Origin of the sequence: Nostoc sp. (assembly GCF_036919575.1) — a bacterium.
Classification (GTDB): Bacteria; Cyanobacteriota; Cyanobacteriia; order Cyanobacteriales; family Nostocaceae; genus Nostoc.
Genome location: NZ_JBALBY010000044.1, coordinates 13,538 through 30,069, shown reverse-complemented (window position 1 = coordinate 30,069; position 16,532 = coordinate 13,538). Strand labels below are relative to the sequence as shown.

The following is a 16,532-nucleotide window of genomic DNA, read 5'->3' as shown; positions in this document are numbered from 1 at the left end:
GTTTCCTTGATGATTCCAAAATGATGGTTTTGTCCAAGCCTGGAAACCCTTATGGGAAAATAGGATTTTTTAATTCACATCAGGCGTAATTCCCCACTCCCCACTCCCTACTCCCTTCTTCCCTTATTCTCTAAAGAACGAATCAAAGCACGGAGTAGTCTTCCTACAGATTCACATTGCCTCAAAATTGGAGTCACTAGTTGAGTATCTGTAAGCCCAACTTTGGCTCTAGCTGATAGTAACAAGTGAGTTTCTAGCTCTTTAAGAGAGCCTTGCGCTATTCGGAGAAATTTTATGTATTCCGAGCGATACTCTCGTCCATAGCCCTCAGCTATATTTGCTGGAACTGATGCAGCTGCCCGACGAATCTGTGAAGTCATTCCGCAAAGTTCCTCTTTCGGAAATGCAATTGTTACCTGATAGCAAGCTTCAGCTAAATTCATGCCTTCTTGCCAAACTCTTAAATCTTGATAAGATCGAATTTCAGAAACTGTCATTTCCCACTCCCCACTCCCCACTCCCCACTCCCTATTCAGTTGACTTTAAACTTACCAGCAGTTGTTAATAAGTCATTTGCCATCCCTGATAAATCTTGGAACACACTAGCAATTTCTTGAGATTCAGCAAAAGTTTTATTAGCAATTCCTGCTACATCTTGCATTGATTTAGTTACTGTTACAGATTGCTTCATTTGCTTTTGAGTCGCTGCGGTAATTCGCTCGATTAGCTGACTAATTTCGGCAGTTGCAGAAACGATCGCATTTAAGTTTTGGCGAGTGTCATTGACAAGATTTGTACCTTCTACCACCTGTTGAATACCAGTTTCCATCGCTACCGCAACCTCTCCGGTTTCTGCTTGAATCTCTTGGACTAATTTTTCAATTTCGATGCTGGCTGCTGCTGACTGGCGAGATAAAGAACGGACTTCATCAGCTACAACTGCAAAGCCTTTGCCATATTCACCGGCACGGGTGGCTTCAATGGCTGCATTCAAAGCCAAGACGTTTGTCTGTGTGGCAAAATTACCAATCAAATTCACCACTTTGGAGATTTTTTGCGAGGATTCACTGAGGCGTTTAATCTTTTTGCTGGTTTGAGCAACGGTTTCACGAATTCCTTGAATTGCTTTGACAGTCAGGTTCATCGCAGTATCGCCAGACTCTATAGTTTGATTGGCTTGTTGCACTGCTAGTTGCACTAACTCAGCATTTGTCACCACAGCTTGAGTAGAGTCCACCATCTGTTGAATTTCGCCTAAAGCTGCGGTAATTTCCTCAGATTGTTGTTGCGCCAGATTGGTTAATCCCGTCAGTGAAGCGTCGCTATTGGTAGAAGTTTGGGCAACTTGTTGAGCAGCCCCCTGTACCTGAATAACGATTTGTCGTAGTGCTTGCAGAGTACTATTGTAAGCATCAGCGATCGTGCCTAGCTCGTCTTCTGTAATCGGTGCGCGTACTGTTAAGTCGCCGGTGAGAGCGGGTCTAAGAGCCATTAAGAGTTGAATAGACCGTTGTTGTAGTAACTCCTTGGCTGCCTTTTCCCGTGCTGCTGCTTCTGCTAATTTTGCTGACTGCGCTTGTACTTGTTGCAAATATTCGGTCTGTTGTAATGTCAGCCCTAACTGACTGCCAATGCGTGCTAACAAACTCACTTGGGATTCGTCCCAATCACGAGTTCCCGAATTTTGATAAGCTGCGAGCAAACCCCACAATTGTTCCCCTGAAAATACAGGAACAACTACATAAGCTTTGACTTCAAACTGTTCTAATATCTCAATATGGCAGGGTAAATGACCCATCTTATAGATGTCATTTACAACAAAGCTTTCACCTTGGGCATATCGGCCTCCCTGAGTTTCTTGTAAGTGGGTATCTTCCCAGACAGTTTTGACATCGCGGCCTACCAGTTTTACCCAACTCTGACCTACTGACTCAGACACAAATTCGCCACTCCAGTCAGGATTGAAGCGATAGACAGAGACGCGATCGCATCGCAATAATTGTCGCACTTCTTGAGTGGTTATCTTGAAAATATCTTCCACATCTAAAGATTGCCGGATGCGGTTGCTGATCTTTGTGACAGCTTTCTCTTGTTCCGCTAACTGAGCTAGTTTTTCAGATTTTACGCCAACTAATTCCAAATAGTCTATCTGTGATTTAGCTAGGCTAAATTGCAAGCTAGTCTGAACCAAAAAGTTAAGTTCCCAGCTTTGCCATTCACGGGTGCTGGAATTTTGATACGCTGCCAGCAAGCCCCACAATTTCTCCCCGAAGAATATAGGAACAATTATGTAAGCTTTGGCTTCAAACTGCTCTAAAATCTCAATGTGGCAGGGAGCAAGCCCTGCTTTATAGATGTCATGAACGATAAAGTTTTCACCTTTGACATATCTACCTCCCTGAGTTTCTTGCAAGTAGGTATCATCTAAAAAGGTTCTAAGATCAGGACCTACCAGTTTTGTCCAAGCATTACCCACAGACTCAGACACAAATTCGCCACCCCAGTCAGGGTTAAAGCGATAGACGGCGACGCGATCGCATTTTAGTGATTGACGCACTTCATGAGTGGTTGTTTTGAAGACGCTATCTACATCTACAGATTGGCGGATGCGGTTGACTATCTTAGTGAAAGCTTTCTCTTGTTCCGCTAACTGAGCTAGTTGTGTATTTCTAATTCGCACTTGTTCAAGATATTCTGCCTGTGATACAGCTACACCAAATTGAGAGCCAATTTGAATCAAAAAGCTGACTTCCCAAGGTTCCCACTCACGAGATACAAAGTTTTGATAAATTGCTAATAATCCCCACAATTTATCCCCAGAAAATACAGGTACAATCACATAGGCTCTAATTTCCAACTGCTCTAACATGTTAACATGGCAGGGAGAATGACCTACTGTATGGATGTCATTAGCGATAAAGCTTTCACCTTGGACATATCGACCCCCTTTATTTTCTTGGATGTAGGTATCTGCCCAGACAGTTTTAATATCAGGGCCTACCAGTTTGATCGAATTACTAACTACTGACTCAGCGACAAATTCACCACTCCAGTCGGGATTGAAGCGAAAAACTACGACGCGATCGCATTTTAATAATTGCCGTACTTCTTGAGTCGTTATTTTGAAGACATTATCTACATCTAAGGTTTGGCGGATGCGATCGACTATCTTAGTTAAAGCTTTCTCCTGTTCAAGTATCTGAGCTAGTTGATCGGATTTCTTCTGCACTTCCTCGACATATTCTCTTTGTGATATGGCCACACCAAATTGCAAGCCAATCTGAGTTAAAAAGCTTTCTTCCCAAGATTGCCAATCACGCGGCCCAGAATTTTGATAAGCTCCCAGCAAGCCCCATAATTTCTCTCCACTGAATATTGGCGCAATGATGTAAGCCTTCATTTCAAACTGCTCTAAAATATCAATGTGGCATTGAACATGACCCATTTGATAAATATCGTTGACCACATAGGTTTCACCCTTGCCATAACGTCCTCCTTGAGTGTCTTGTAAGTAAGTATCTTCCCAGACCATGTTAAAATCAGGCCCGACCATTTTTGTCCAATTATTACCCACTGTCTCCGCGATAAACTCGCCACTCCAGTCAGGTTTGAAGCGATAAACAGCTACGCGATCGCATTTTAGTAATTGACGTACTTCTTGAGTGGTTGTTTGGAAAATCTTATCTACATTTGATACTGATGTGCGGAGAATTTTATCGATGACTTTAGCTACTGATTTCTTTGCCTGTGCTTGATTTTGTTGTTCTTTGTGAAATTCAAAGCTCTGCAATCTGTAGACCAGTTCTGTTGTGATTTGAGATAGTAGACTAATTTCTACCTCTTGCCAGTGCTGCGTTGATTGGCAATTATTTACTGCCAGTAACCCCCATACTTTACCTTCCACTACAATCGGTAAACTCAAACTAGCCTTAATTTGAAATTTATCTAGCAGCTGCTTTTGATAAGGCGTAAGTTGAATCTGATTAATATCGCCAATAACTACAGGTTCTATATAGTCTTTACTGCTATATAAGCCAAAAATAATTCCGGGAATATTTTCGCCTAAAGTCGGTGTCCAACCTAGTGTTCTGGATTCTGCTAAAACATTACCTGATTCTAGGGAAGTAAACTGATAAATTAAGGCGCGATCGCAGCCAATCTTTTCTCTAATTTGCGCTACAGTGATTTTGAATAGCGTATTAATGTCTGGGGCTTGGCGCAGATGAATTGTGATGTCTTGCAACTGTCGCCGCCAAGTTTTAAATTCCTCAGCGATCGCATTTAATAAAGATATTTCATTACTGGCAATATTCGTTATATTTGGATCACCATTAATATTTTCTGCTTCCGAGATTATATTCTCATTCTCTTGGCTAGCTTTATACAGAAATGTCATTTGATTAACCTCAGAAATTGTGATTGGTAATAACTTGATATTTTGCAGGTAAGAAATGCTGTTTGGTCATTAAGGATTAGTAATTGTCGAAATCCTATGCCTAATCACCCATGACTAAATGTTCAATTATGAATCCCCCACATGGGAGCTTCGATAATCGTTAGGGCATCTAAATTAAAAATCATCTCCTCTGAATCATTAATAAAATATCCCTGCAAGAAAGGTGAGCTTTTAGGATAAAATAATTCAGTAGTTGCGGGTTTCATTTGCTTAGTATCCAGCCATTCAATATCGATAAGCTGTCGCACCAATAGTCCCAAATATTTACCCTTGTTTTCCAGAACAATCCCCATCATTATTGAAAGTAAATTTGCTCCTTGGGAAATTGGAGGATAACCTAACATTGCCTCTAAGTCTACCAACCAAAGCATTTCACCGCGCCAGTTATAGATACCCAAGACGCTACTGGGCATCTGGGGAACGCCACATATTTCTGGTAATGATACTTGCAAAACTTCTGTAATGTGTTGTAACGAAATTACGGCTGTATCCATTAATCCCAAATTAAAACTCAAAAACTTTTCCTTGGTTTCCAAAGTTATTAATCCTTTATCCTTGATGATTTATCTTTAGCCACTATTTGCAGTTATTATTTAATTGAGAAATAGTGACTTTGATTGACTATTTATTGCATTCTCACTTATTAATCAATCGATTCAAAATTACCAGTAATTCCTCTCGTTCGATCGGTTTTGATAGATAACCATCAGCGCCCAACATATTACCCCAAATTTTATCTACATCAGTATTTTTAGTAGAGCAAAAAACCACAGGTATTTTGCTAGTGTCGGGATTGCTTTTCAGTTCTCGGCAAATTTCAAAGCCACTTTTACCCGGTAAAATTACGTCGAGTAATATTAGGTCTGGCTTATTTTTATCTATTTTGTCTTGAGCCTCTTCACTGCTTGTGGCGCTAATCACAGAATAACCTGCCTGTTGTAAGTAACGGCTGACTATTTCCATATCTGTTAAGCCATCTTCAACAACTAAAACAGTATTCATGGCAATTACTCGTTAAACTTTTCTCAAAGTGTAAACAAATTAGACATCCAAATCCTAAATGATTCATGAACAAAGACATGGAAGGGACTAGTACCGCAAGGCGGAATTCAAAATTAAAACAGGTATACAGAGTAAGCGTTTCATTGATTTTGAATGGGTGGTTTATTTACGCCGTGCTGTACTAGCCCCTAACCACTATTTCACAATTAAAATAGGACTGGTATAAATACAAATTTTTTGTATTTGTCTAATTTTGATTCAATCTTTACGTATCAACCTCAGAGAAAATACGTACTAAACATAACTTAATATATAGGAATCATATTTGATTTCTGAAAAAATATCGATAGTCTTGTAGTAGACCCTCTTGCCTAAAATGTTGCAAAAAAATTGTCGGTTGGGTGGAGGCTTTGCGTAACCCAACATCCTGATATATGTTGGGTTACGCTCCGCTCCACCCAACCTACGTCTACGTCTAATGCACTATTAAAGCCTAGAGTGTCCACTACGTGCATTTCAAAAATCTAAGTAAGTAGGTCGGCGCAATTAAAGCTAAGGGACTTCCAACAAATAAATTACCCAATCTTGTGGGGTATTTTTTTATTTGTCAGTCCCTAACTGGTGAAGGCTGTCAAAATAATTCGTAATTTATAATAGAGCCTCCGGCACGCTACGCGGTTTTCATGCCCAAAGGGCTGTACGTAATTCGTAATTATTACCCCACGACTAAAGTTGGGACTTCCGACTTCCGACTTCTTTAATATTTTGTTTATAAATAAGTAAGTTAGCGTGAACAATAAAGGCTTATGTAAGAGCTTTAGCCCTTACTATAAGCCTTTGATTAACTTTAGATTGCATAATATAATACAGGCTTATTGATTATTGCCCATTTACTTAGCCTCTAATTCCCCCTAATTACAAACCTCTAAATTAGGTTTATTCTTGTCGATGGATACACTCGGCGTAGGTAAATATTTACGTACTATAGCCATCACCTTATCAGTTACTACGGGTTTAGTGAGAAAATCTGTAGAACCGACTACCTTGGCACGAACTCTATCTAAAAAACCATCATTGCCTGTTAATATAATTATTGGTGTATTGGCAAAGGTAGATATTCGTCGCAACTGAGTGCAAATTTCGTAACCACTGGCAACTGGCATAATCAAATCCAAGAAAATCAGGTCTGGTTTCTCCTGAATGAGGGTTGGTAGAGCTTGCACAGCATCTTGAATCTTGACAAACCTCAATCCATTGGAAGTGATAATATCCTCTAGCATTTTACATACCTGGGGGCTATCATCGACGCAAGCTATTAGGGGAACAGTCCGCTTCTTTAGTTGTGTGGTGGTAGAGTTATTGTTGACTTCAGTAACTGCCAAGGGCAAGTCAGGTACTTCCACCAATTCAATGATTCCTTTAAGGATATAGGGAAGCAACGAACGGGTGAGTGGCATTACACCCTGCTTCATTTTCACAGCTAAATCTTGCAGAGTAAATTTGCCGTTGATTAAATTGACAAAGTTTTTGTAGACAGATGGACTTACCATCTGTTGGAGTATTTCTGGTCGCCGCAGAAATGGTGCCAAGTCAGGAGAAAAATTTGCTAAACCAGCTTCTGACCAAATTTTCCACGAGTCTTGCATATGCTTTACAGACATTTCTGTACTTGTGAAGCTCATTGGTGCTTCTAAGATAACTTCTTGGCTACGATTGCAACTTATAGAAGCAAAATTTCCTTGCATAGCCACGTCAAATAATAGTTCTGCTATCGTGTTATCGACAATAGAGTTAATCTGTTCGCGCTGGATTTTCTGCCTTTTGTACAAGATTTCTAAAAGGTTATAATCCCAGTAATCGATTGATAAGTCTTGGAAACGCACCTGTAACTTATCAACATCAATCTGGGGACAATTTTGAGCTATATGTCTACGCCAGCGTCGGAAGGGATGAGTTCCCCCTGTTGCCCAAACTATTCGTCCCAGCCGATAGTAAAAAGTCCATTGGCTGCCTTTTGAACTCTTAATATTTAATTTGCCATTATATTGCAGCTGAGTACAAGTTTGAAATTCATTTACTAGATTATTTGAAATAACTTCCCGGACGGACATAGTTTGTTCCTTTTATTAAAAAGCCAACTCTTAAAAAACCCACACTAGCTAGATAGTGGTCAGCAGATGTATCAATAAGTGCAAATACATTTGGTATATAGCAGTCTAAATCAAGATTATTGAAGAAGAATTCAGGAGCGGAGCAAGGGAAAAGCTCCGCCGAGGTGTCAGAATTAAGACGCTCGTTGCGCTAAAGCTAAAGCGCCTCCCCTTGGGAGATGACTCACTACCGCTTCGCTATCAGTGGGGGATTTAAACCCCTTTATTCATCCGCCACTCACACAGAAATCAATTCTGAATTCTGGCGACTGGTGCCTTTATTCTGTTTGTTAAAAGCAAGGAGGATGGGAAGATATAAAAAACCTTGCTAGTAAATAAGTCATCTAGTACAGAGTTTATTATTATTAACATACTAGTATCATATTTTTCTACTGGATTATATCCGTATAAGTCCTGAATTTTTGTTTAAAAAATATTAGCAAGTCTGTAAAGATTTTTGCTTTAGTTATTGAGGTTGGCAATAAATGGTAAAAATATTGATTTAAATTTATATTTCTTAATCTATATTGATGTAGTGAACTTTTCTAGAACACCAATTCAGTAATCCTGGAAGAACCTCTCCCCCAACCCCTCTTTGAAGCCCAAAGGGGAGTTTGACTCACCCAGCGCTAGTGGAAAAGGGGACTGGGGGCAGGGCAAACGCATCATGTCAACAAGAGGATTATCAAACAGAATAAAGGCGCCAGTTGCCAAAAAATTGCTTTGTTGGGGAGCCACTGCGTTGCGCGGGTTAAGAGCGTTGTAGCAAGTGGCGGTGGAGGCAAAGCGTAACCCAACATCCTGATAATCAGTTGGGTTGCGCTCCGCTCCACCCAACCTACGTCTACGTCTAATACCTTTTCAGACAAACCCTGATACATATATATTTCTCGTAGGGAACATTGCTGTGCCCCTACCAACGTATTTGTATCATTATTAAAGTGAAACGGTATAATGCACTATTTTAGCCAAGAGGGTCCACTACGTGCATTTCAAAAATCAAAGTCATTTGTCCTTTGTCACTTGTACTGAGCGAAGTCGAAGTATTGGTCATTAGTAAGGGCTTTAAGCCTATTTACATTTCGTAATATACTTGGTTTTTTTCGCGCCAACTCACTTAGATGTGGTTTATTTAGGAAAATTTATTTCAGGTTCGTTCTGGTTTTGATAGCTGATAACAGATGCTCTGAGATTACTTTGATGTTCTGAAAGAAGCCGATCGCCTTCGTCTTTTTCCAAACCAGTCCAGTGCATCAATAGGGCTAGCTTAACCCACTTGCCACTACGTTCTAGTAAAAAACCAGCAGCTTCCCGACTTAAACCTGTGAGGTCTTGTAAAATTCGCAAAGCGCGATCGCGTAACTTTTGATTTGTGACCGCCACATCTACCATACGATTGCCATAGACTTTGCCTAACTTGACCATCACCCCAGTAGAAAGGACATTTAAAGCTAACTTCGTAGCTGTACCAGCTTTTAGGCGAGTTGATCCGGCGATTATTTCTGGCCCTGTCAATAGGCGAATGTCAATATCGGCATCAAAGCTAACTTGTTCAACCGGAACACAGGCGATAAAAATAGTAGTGGCTCCCCGTTGACGAGCAGCATGAAGGGCACCGTGGACATAAGGTGTTGTCCCACCAGCAGTAATGCCAACGACTACATCTAGTTGGGTAATGTGTCTTTGGGCGATCGCACCCTCACCATCTTCGATGCTGTCTTCTAAATCTTCAGAACTGCGTACCAGCGCCCCCGCACCACCAGCAATAATCCCCTGAACCAACTCTGGAGGCGTACAAAAAGTAGGTGGACACTCAGCAGCATCTAACACCCCTAACCTCCCACTTGTACCCGCACCGATATAAAATAGGCGTCCTCCGTGGCGCAAACGCTCTGCGGTACGCTCAATTGCTTGTGCCAACTCAATTTTCGCCGCCGCAACCGCCGCAACTGCGTTTTGGTCTTCGCTATTAAACAGCTCCACCAATTCCAGAGAACTGAGCTGGTCTAAGTCAAGGCTGTTAGGATTTATCATCTCAGTTAAAAGATGTCCGCGTTCCTGCAAATTTGTCATTTCTCCTCTGTCCTTTGTCCCTTCTCCCTTATCCTTTGTCCTACGCTACGGGAAGCTGCCCTTTGAGCATCTCTCGTCTATGTCATTAGTCAAGCGATCAATGGCTAATGACCAATGACTAATGACTAAGACAAATTACAACAATCCTTCCAATTTGCGACGCATCTTCTCTAGTTCAGAATCAGATAATTCTGGTTCTTCTAGTGGCTGTTGATTGAGAGGGAAGTTGTCTTCAACACTATCCTGCTTCTGGGCATCTGCTTGCCAGTCGGTTTCTTCCACGTTAAGTTCTGGGGGAGTGACAACTAAATTGGTATTTTCTGGGATGATTTCCCATTCATATCCAGCACTTTCGCAAAATTCCTTGATTTCCTCAGCATCGATCGATTCTGGTGTCGGTGAGGGGAAATCCTGAGCTTCCAACATCAGGGCAAAGCGCGTGGCGTCGTCTTCTGACTCGAACATCAGAATTTTATTGCGATCGCCCTCCCGAATCGTGTGAATCCCCTCATTTTCCGTTCGAGCGTTAAACATTAACACAAAAACACGCATTGGTGTAATCATTTGTCTTTTTTAAGGTCTATTCATATTAAAGTTCTAGGTTGTGCCTCAGGAAAAGTCACTTGAAGAAGAATGCAGAATCCAGAATCCAGAATCCAGAATTCAGAATTCAGCAATCTTTCAGTCGGGGATTGAGACCGGCGCAGGAATTGTTGCACCACCAAAAATTCTAGTTTTGTGGGGGTGCAAAAACGCCGATTATTCATCCGCTTTTTCGTTCAGAATACCCAACTGAATTCTGACTCCTGACTCCTGAATTCTGTTCGATAAACAATTTTCATTCTATTCATCTGAGATTTTCCTGAAAAGACCAATATTATTAAGCATAAGTGTTAGATCAAGCAAATTCCGTAACTCAACCAATGAGGTCTTGGGTTTAGTTGGCGTATCCTGGAAATGGCATAGTGAATCAATGTGCCAGTTAATGCTTGTGTGTGCCAGCGATATCCGGCAATTAATACTGTGAAAGCTAATGACTAACTCTTCCAATCAAGATCATCACTCCCTTTCCCCTATCCGCAAGCGTCTGTGGTTGCTGGTGTTGAGGCGGGGTAGCATTGCCTTGGGCGGACTTTTACTGTTAGCAGTTGTTGTCGGTATTTGGCGGTTGTGGACTTTTGTCCAAACAGAGTTAACACCCTTAGCACAACAAAGTCTCACGACTACACTCAACCGGCCGATAAAACTGGGAAGAGTCACACAATTTTCGTTGATAGGAGTGCAGTTTGGGGCTTCAGCTATCCCCGCGACACCCACAGATCCAGATCGGGCGGTAGTCGAATCTGTGGAGGTGGGTTTTGACCTGCTACAACTAATCTTTAACCGCCACTTAAAGCTAGATGTCACCTTAGTCAACCCAGATATTTACATTGAACAGGATGAGAAAGGGCGCTGGGTTTCCACTAAGATAACGTCGTCTGGACAAGGCGGCGTAATTAAAACCGATTTGGACTACCTGCGGTTTCGTAATGCCAAGCTGGCCTTGATGCCGCAGAAGAGGGATGAGGGAGCAGGGGGAGATGAGGGAGCAGGGGGAGATAAGGGAGCAGGGGGAGATGAGGGAGCAGGGGGAGATGAGGGAGCAAGATCCTCCTCATCCCCCTCATCCCCCTCATCCCCCTCATCCCCCTCATCCCCCTCATCCCCCGTAACATTTTCTCAACTGAATGGATCTGCCCAACTTTTAGCAAATAACCAGTTCATCAGGTTTGATGTGGGGGGTCAAGCAGATAGTGGTGGCAGTATTTCCATTCAGGGAGAGACACGTTCTCGGATGCTCGCAGGGAACTTTCAGGTGCGATCGCAAGATTTGTTGGCTGCGGATATTACTCGCTTAATCAAGTTACCAGTGAACTTACAGGCGGGTCGAGCCAATGGCGACTTGTTAATTAAGTTGACACCAGGACAGCCGACTTTATTGTTTGGCAACGCTGCTGTGCAAGGGGTAACAGTTCAAATTCCCAAAGTGCCGCAACTGTTGAGCAATAGCCAAGGAAACCTCCACTTCCAGGGAACGGAATTGCAGTTAAATAATGTTACTAGCAACTACGGCAAAATTCCCCTAGTGGCGACGGGAATTATCGACACGAAAGCAGGCTTTAAGTTGGTGGGGCGTGTAAATTCGGTGAGTTTGCCTAATGCCCAAGAAACTCTGAAGGTAAAACTACCTGTGCCGATCGCTGGACAAGTACAAGCTTCTTTGCAGATTACTGGATCAATAAAAGAGCCAATTCTCTCAGGCACAGTTACCACAATCCAAACTGCCCGGATTGACAAAGTTGATTTTAATAATATCAGTAGTAAATTTGAGCTTGTTACTAAATCTTCTTTAATTACCCTAAAAGATATTCAAGGTAAAACGAAAGTTGGTGGTGAAATCACCGGCGCTGGTACAATTCAACTCGGTAAAAACCCACGACTGGATTTAAATTTCGCTGGCCAGAATCTTCCAGGGGATGCGATCGCCAAAGTTTACGAAATAACACCCAATTTCCAAATCGGCAATGTCTCAGCTACAGCCCAACTCACTGGCGCTCCTACCAATGCCCAAACTGTGGTACAATTCCAAGCTCCTAACGGAACTTATCCTGGAACTGGCGAAGTAGCGATCGCTAGCGATCGCACCGTCTCTTTCCGTAATGTGGTTCTGAATGTCAGTGGTGGTACGGTAGGGATAACTGGTAGTTATGTCAATCAGCGTTGGCAAGCTGTGGCTGTTGCCTCTGGGGTGAAGTTGGAACCCTTTGTAAACAAAAGTCAACTGCAAAATGTCTCTTTGGCTGGAGTAGATTTCAATGGTCGTCTCATCCTCTCAGGCAGCACAGCACCATTTAAAATTGCTACGATTCGCACTGATGGTGCAGGAATTCAAATTGGTGGCGGCACAGTTGCAGTTTCTAATGTTCAACTGCAAGACCAAACCTTCTCTGCTCAACTTGTAGCTAATAATGTGCGGTTGGGACAAATATTAAAACAGTCTCCCCCAGCTTTAAATAATCCATTGGCGGGTACGTTCCAAATAGCAGGCAACAGAGATAATTTCAGCCTGAAAACCCTCCGTGGCAGTGGTGAGGGTCGCCTTGCTATTGGCGGTGGTGCTGTTACAGCCTCTAATATTCAAATTGCTAATGGTCTATATCAGGCGCAAGTTCAGGCTAAGAATGTTCCTGTGCAGCAGTTGGCAACAGTACCAAAGCAGTTTCAAGGAACGTTAAATGGTCAGTTCAATGTCGCGGGTGCTGTTGATCCTTTTAAACCACAAACTGTTCAAGCCAACGGTCAGGCACTAATTAATGTTGCAGGTGGAACGATCGCAGCCTCTAATATCCAAGTGGCTAATCGTGTATATCAGGCACAAATTCAAGCAAATAATGTACCGTTGCAGCAATTGGTAGCAGTACCACCGCAGTTGCGAGGGACGTTAACTGGTCAAGCAAACGTGGCGGGTTCTGTTGATTCTTTTAAACCGCAAACTATCCAAGCCAGTGGTCAGGGACGCCTGAATGTTGCAGGTGGAACGATCGCAGCCTCTAATATCCAATTGGACAATGGTCGCTATCAAGCTGTAGTTAATGCTGACGGTGTGGAATTAAATCGGTTAAATCAGCAATTGCGTGGTCAATTTGGCGGTCAGTTGCAATTAGCTGGCACCCTTGGATCATCCAAATTAGCTGATGTGCGTGCTGCTGGACAGGTGCAATTATCCCAAGGTATCCCTGGTCTTGAACAACCCCTGACGGCTGCGATCGCTTGGAGTGGTGAAAGGCTTACCATTGAGCGAGCAACTGCTGTAGGTTTAAATGTTACTGGTAACATATTAGCCAATGCAAGAAAGGCGGGTATACCGGAAATTACTGCCTTAAATCTCAACGTCCAAGCCCAGAATTACAACCTAAAACAGTTACCGATCAATCTTCCTAATCAGGTTGCTGTGGCGGGGAAAGTAGATTTTAATGGTCAAATCACTGGTAAGTTGCCGTTACCAAATGTCGTAGGGCAAATTAATTTACGAGACTTGGTTGTTCAAAATATTGCTTTTGAGCCGTTGTTAACTGGAAACATCGATTCAGCACAGGGACGCGGTTTGAATTTGAACTTGGCAGGAAAAAGCGATCGCCTGGACTTTAATTTAGATGCCAATAATCGCCCTAAATCCTTCTTAGTACAATGGCAGCAAGCATTAGCCAGAGGTAATGTTGAAGGAAATGATTGGACACTCAAAGTTGCAAATTTCCCCTTGCAAATATTGAATTTGACTCCGCCACCAATTACTCGTTTGGGTACTGGTAAGATCGCTGGGTTGTTAACTGGGGATTTGCTGTTGAATCAGCAGACATTGGCAGCAACGGGGAATTTAGCGATCGCAAATCCGCAAATTGGCCGGCTTAAAGGCGATCGAATAGCTGCTCAATTCCGCTACGCTAACGGGAAAGCCACACTCGCCAGTAGCGAATTTGTCAAAGGCAACAGTAGCTATGCCCTTGTTGGTACTTTGGCTCAAACTCCTAAAGGGCCTCAACTAGAAGGTAAAGTGAACGTCAATCAGGGTAAAATCGAAGATGTTCTAGCTGTAGCACAGGTATTTGATTTACAAAATTTGCCAGGTGGTTCAGCAGAAATCTATGGCACAGCAGAGGATCTAACCACTACCCCCCAAGGAGCGCCAAATCAGCCCTTATTTAACCAAATCCAACGGTTTTCTGAAATTGAAGTCCTGGTAGCAGAACAGGAAGAACAGCGACTTAATTCTACTCCAATACCGGATTTGGCAGACTTAAAGGGGACTTTCAACGGGGAAGTGGCTATAAATACAGCTACAGCCAATGGATTGTCAGTGGAATTTAATTTGAATGGACAAAACTTTGCCTGGGGTAAAAAGGAAGAACGAAATCGTTTTTATACTGCCGAAAAAGTGATTGCCGAAGGCAACTTTGAAAACGGTGTTTTAAGTTTGCTACCTTTACGAATCGAGTCTAAAAACAGGCTGATTGCCTTCACGGGTAACATTGGTGGCGATCAGCAATCTGGTCAGTTGCGGGTAAATAATTTTCCGGTACAAATACTGAATAATTTTGTCAAACTGCCAGTTGGAATCACAGGTAATCTTAACGCTACAGCAGCTTTAGCAGGGAGCATTGCTAATCCCCAAGCTAGAGGGGAATTGCAAATCACAGAAGGAATACTAAATCAGAATAAAATAGAGTCAGCGAGGGCAGGTTTCAGCTATGCCAACGGACGCTTAAACTTTGGTAGTACTGTAGCAGTTGCTGGCCCAAAACCTGTTGATATTACTGGCAGCATACCTTATAAATTGCCTTTTGCTTCCGTGGCACCAGACAGCGATCAAATAACTCTGGATATGAACTTGGAAAACGAGGGATTGGCACTGTTAAACGCATTCACTAATCAAGTGGTATTTGAGAAAGGTGAAGGACAAGTAAACCTGAAGGTACGCGGAACATTGCAAAAACCCGAAGTAAATGGAATTGCTACTATTAAAAATGCTACTTTTTCAGCCCAGGCTTTGCCAGGTAAGCTCAGACGTGTCACAGGTAAAGTGCTGTTTAATTTTGACAGCATCTTAGTAGAAAATCTTCAGGGTAGATTTAGCCGTGGTCAGGTAGAAGCTGCTGGAGAAATTCCCATTTTTAACAATGAGAACGTGATTATCAACAATCCCCTAACCGTTAATCTCGATCAGCTCGCGTTGAATCTCAAGGGACTTTACCAGGGAGGCGCTAGCGGCAATTTGCAGATTACTGGTTCTGCCCTCAACCCCATGATTGGCGGTAAAGTTAGTTTGTTTGATGGTCAGGTATTGCTGGCAGAATCTACCGATGCTAATGCATCTGCAAATAGTAGTCTTGGTGTATCACCCACAAAAGCTAATAAGCAGAGTCAACGTGAAATTGGGAATGGGATGGGAAATGCGATCGCGCCAGCCTTGCCGTTAGGCATCGCTAAATTTAATAATCTAGATTTGGAACTAGGCAAAAATGTCCAAATTACCCGTCCACCTATTCTTAGTTTCCTTGCAACTGGTAATCTCATCGTTAACGGTTCAATCAATCAGCCAATACCCGATGGTACTATCCGCTTAGAAAAAGGTGGCGTCAATTTATTTACTACCCAATTTAACCTTGCTTCTGGCTATACACACACCGCAACTTTTAGTCCCTCTCAACCCCGTGACCCCGACTTAGACATTCGGCTATTTGCCAAAGTACTAGACGTAACTCAAAATAATGATTTCAGCCGGGTAAATTCCACAGGTTTATCAGCCTTAGAGAGTGTTAGAGTCGAAGCTACTATCAAGGGTCTGGCCAGCAAACTAAATGAAAATCTAGAACTAACGAGCAGTCCATCACGTAGTCAAACCGAAATTGTTGCTCTTTTAGGAGGTGGCTTTGTGGACACCCAAGGACGTGGTGACAGTACATTGGGTTTGATTAATATCGCCGGCTCGGCTGTATTCAACAATTTTCAGTCAGCTTTTAACCAGATTGGGAGTACCTTTGGCTTAAGTGAATTGCGGATATTTCCTACCGTTATTTCTGATAATCCCGAAGCGGGAAGGAGCAGTTCAAGTTTGGAATTAGCAGCAGAGGCTGGGGTTGATATTTCTTCTAAAATATCCTTTTCCAGCATCAAAATTTTGACAACAAATGACCCCTTCCAATGGGGTGTTAATTACCGGATAAACGACGAATTTCGGGTGCGTGCTTCCACCAATTTATCTGATGATAGTCGTGCTGTAGTAGAGTATCAAACGCGGTTTTAAATAAATCTCT

Annotated in this window: 8 protein-coding genes; 1 reads left to right on the top strand and 7 read right to left on the bottom strand. The window is 42.5% G+C overall.

Annotation, left to right across the window (positions count from 1 at the left end; all coding sequences use genetic code 11):
• Positions 1-107: 107 nt before the first annotated feature.
• The 7 genes from V7K27_RS12995 to V7K27_RS12965 all read right to left on the bottom strand — a co-directional run bounded on the left by V7K27_RS12995 (position 108) and on the right by V7K27_RS12965 (position 10,245).
• Complete coding sequence (locus tag V7K27_RS12995; RefSeq protein ID WP_334947729.1) at positions 108-518, bottom strand: four helix bundle protein; 411 nt, start codon at positions 516-518, stop codon at positions 108-110.
• Positions 519-532: 14 nt separating this feature from the next.
• On the bottom strand, positions 533-4,396 hold the full coding sequence (locus tag V7K27_RS12990; RefSeq protein WP_334947727.1) for a GAF domain-containing protein: 3,864 nt from the start codon (positions 4,394-4,396) through the stop codon (positions 533-535).
• 122 nt (positions 4,397-4,518) lie between these two features.
• A complete protein-coding gene (locus V7K27_RS12985; protein WP_334947725.1) occupies positions 4,519-4,992 on the bottom strand; it encodes a chemotaxis protein CheW in 474 nt (157 codons plus the stop codon).
• 100 nt (positions 4,993-5,092) lie between these two features.
• Positions 5,093-5,458 carry a response regulator transcription factor gene (locus tag V7K27_RS12980; protein WP_334947724.1) on the bottom strand — a complete coding sequence of 122 codons (366 nt, stop codon included), beginning with the start codon at positions 5,456-5,458 and terminating at the stop codon, positions 5,093-5,095.
• A 911-nt stretch (positions 5,459-6,369) separates the two neighbouring features.
• Positions 6,370-7,569 (bottom strand): response regulator, encoded by a 1,200-nt coding sequence (locus V7K27_RS12975; RefSeq protein WP_334947722.1) that lies wholly within the window; start codon positions 7,567-7,569, stop codon positions 6,370-6,372.
• A gap of 1,167 nt (positions 7,570-8,736) precedes the next feature.
• On the bottom strand, positions 8,737-9,681 hold the full coding sequence (murQ, locus tag V7K27_RS12970; RefSeq protein WP_334947720.1) for an N-acetylmuramic acid 6-phosphate etherase: 945 nt from the start codon (positions 9,679-9,681) through the stop codon (positions 8,737-8,739).
• Positions 9,682-9,816: 135 nt separating this feature from the next.
• The gene (locus tag V7K27_RS12965) at positions 9,817-10,245 is read right to left on the bottom strand and encodes a DUF3110 domain-containing protein (RefSeq protein ID WP_334947718.1); all 429 of its coding nucleotides are present in this window, start codon (positions 10,243-10,245) and stop codon (positions 9,817-9,819) included.
• Positions 10,246-10,714: 469 nt separating this feature from the next.
• Here V7K27_RS12965 and V7K27_RS12960 point away from each other — a divergent pair, with 469 nt between their 5' ends.
• Complete coding sequence (locus tag V7K27_RS12960; RefSeq protein ID WP_334947717.1) at positions 10,715-16,522, top strand: translocation/assembly module TamB domain-containing protein; 5,808 nt, start codon at positions 10,715-10,717, stop codon at positions 16,520-16,522.
• Positions 16,523-16,532: the final 10 nt, after the last annotated feature.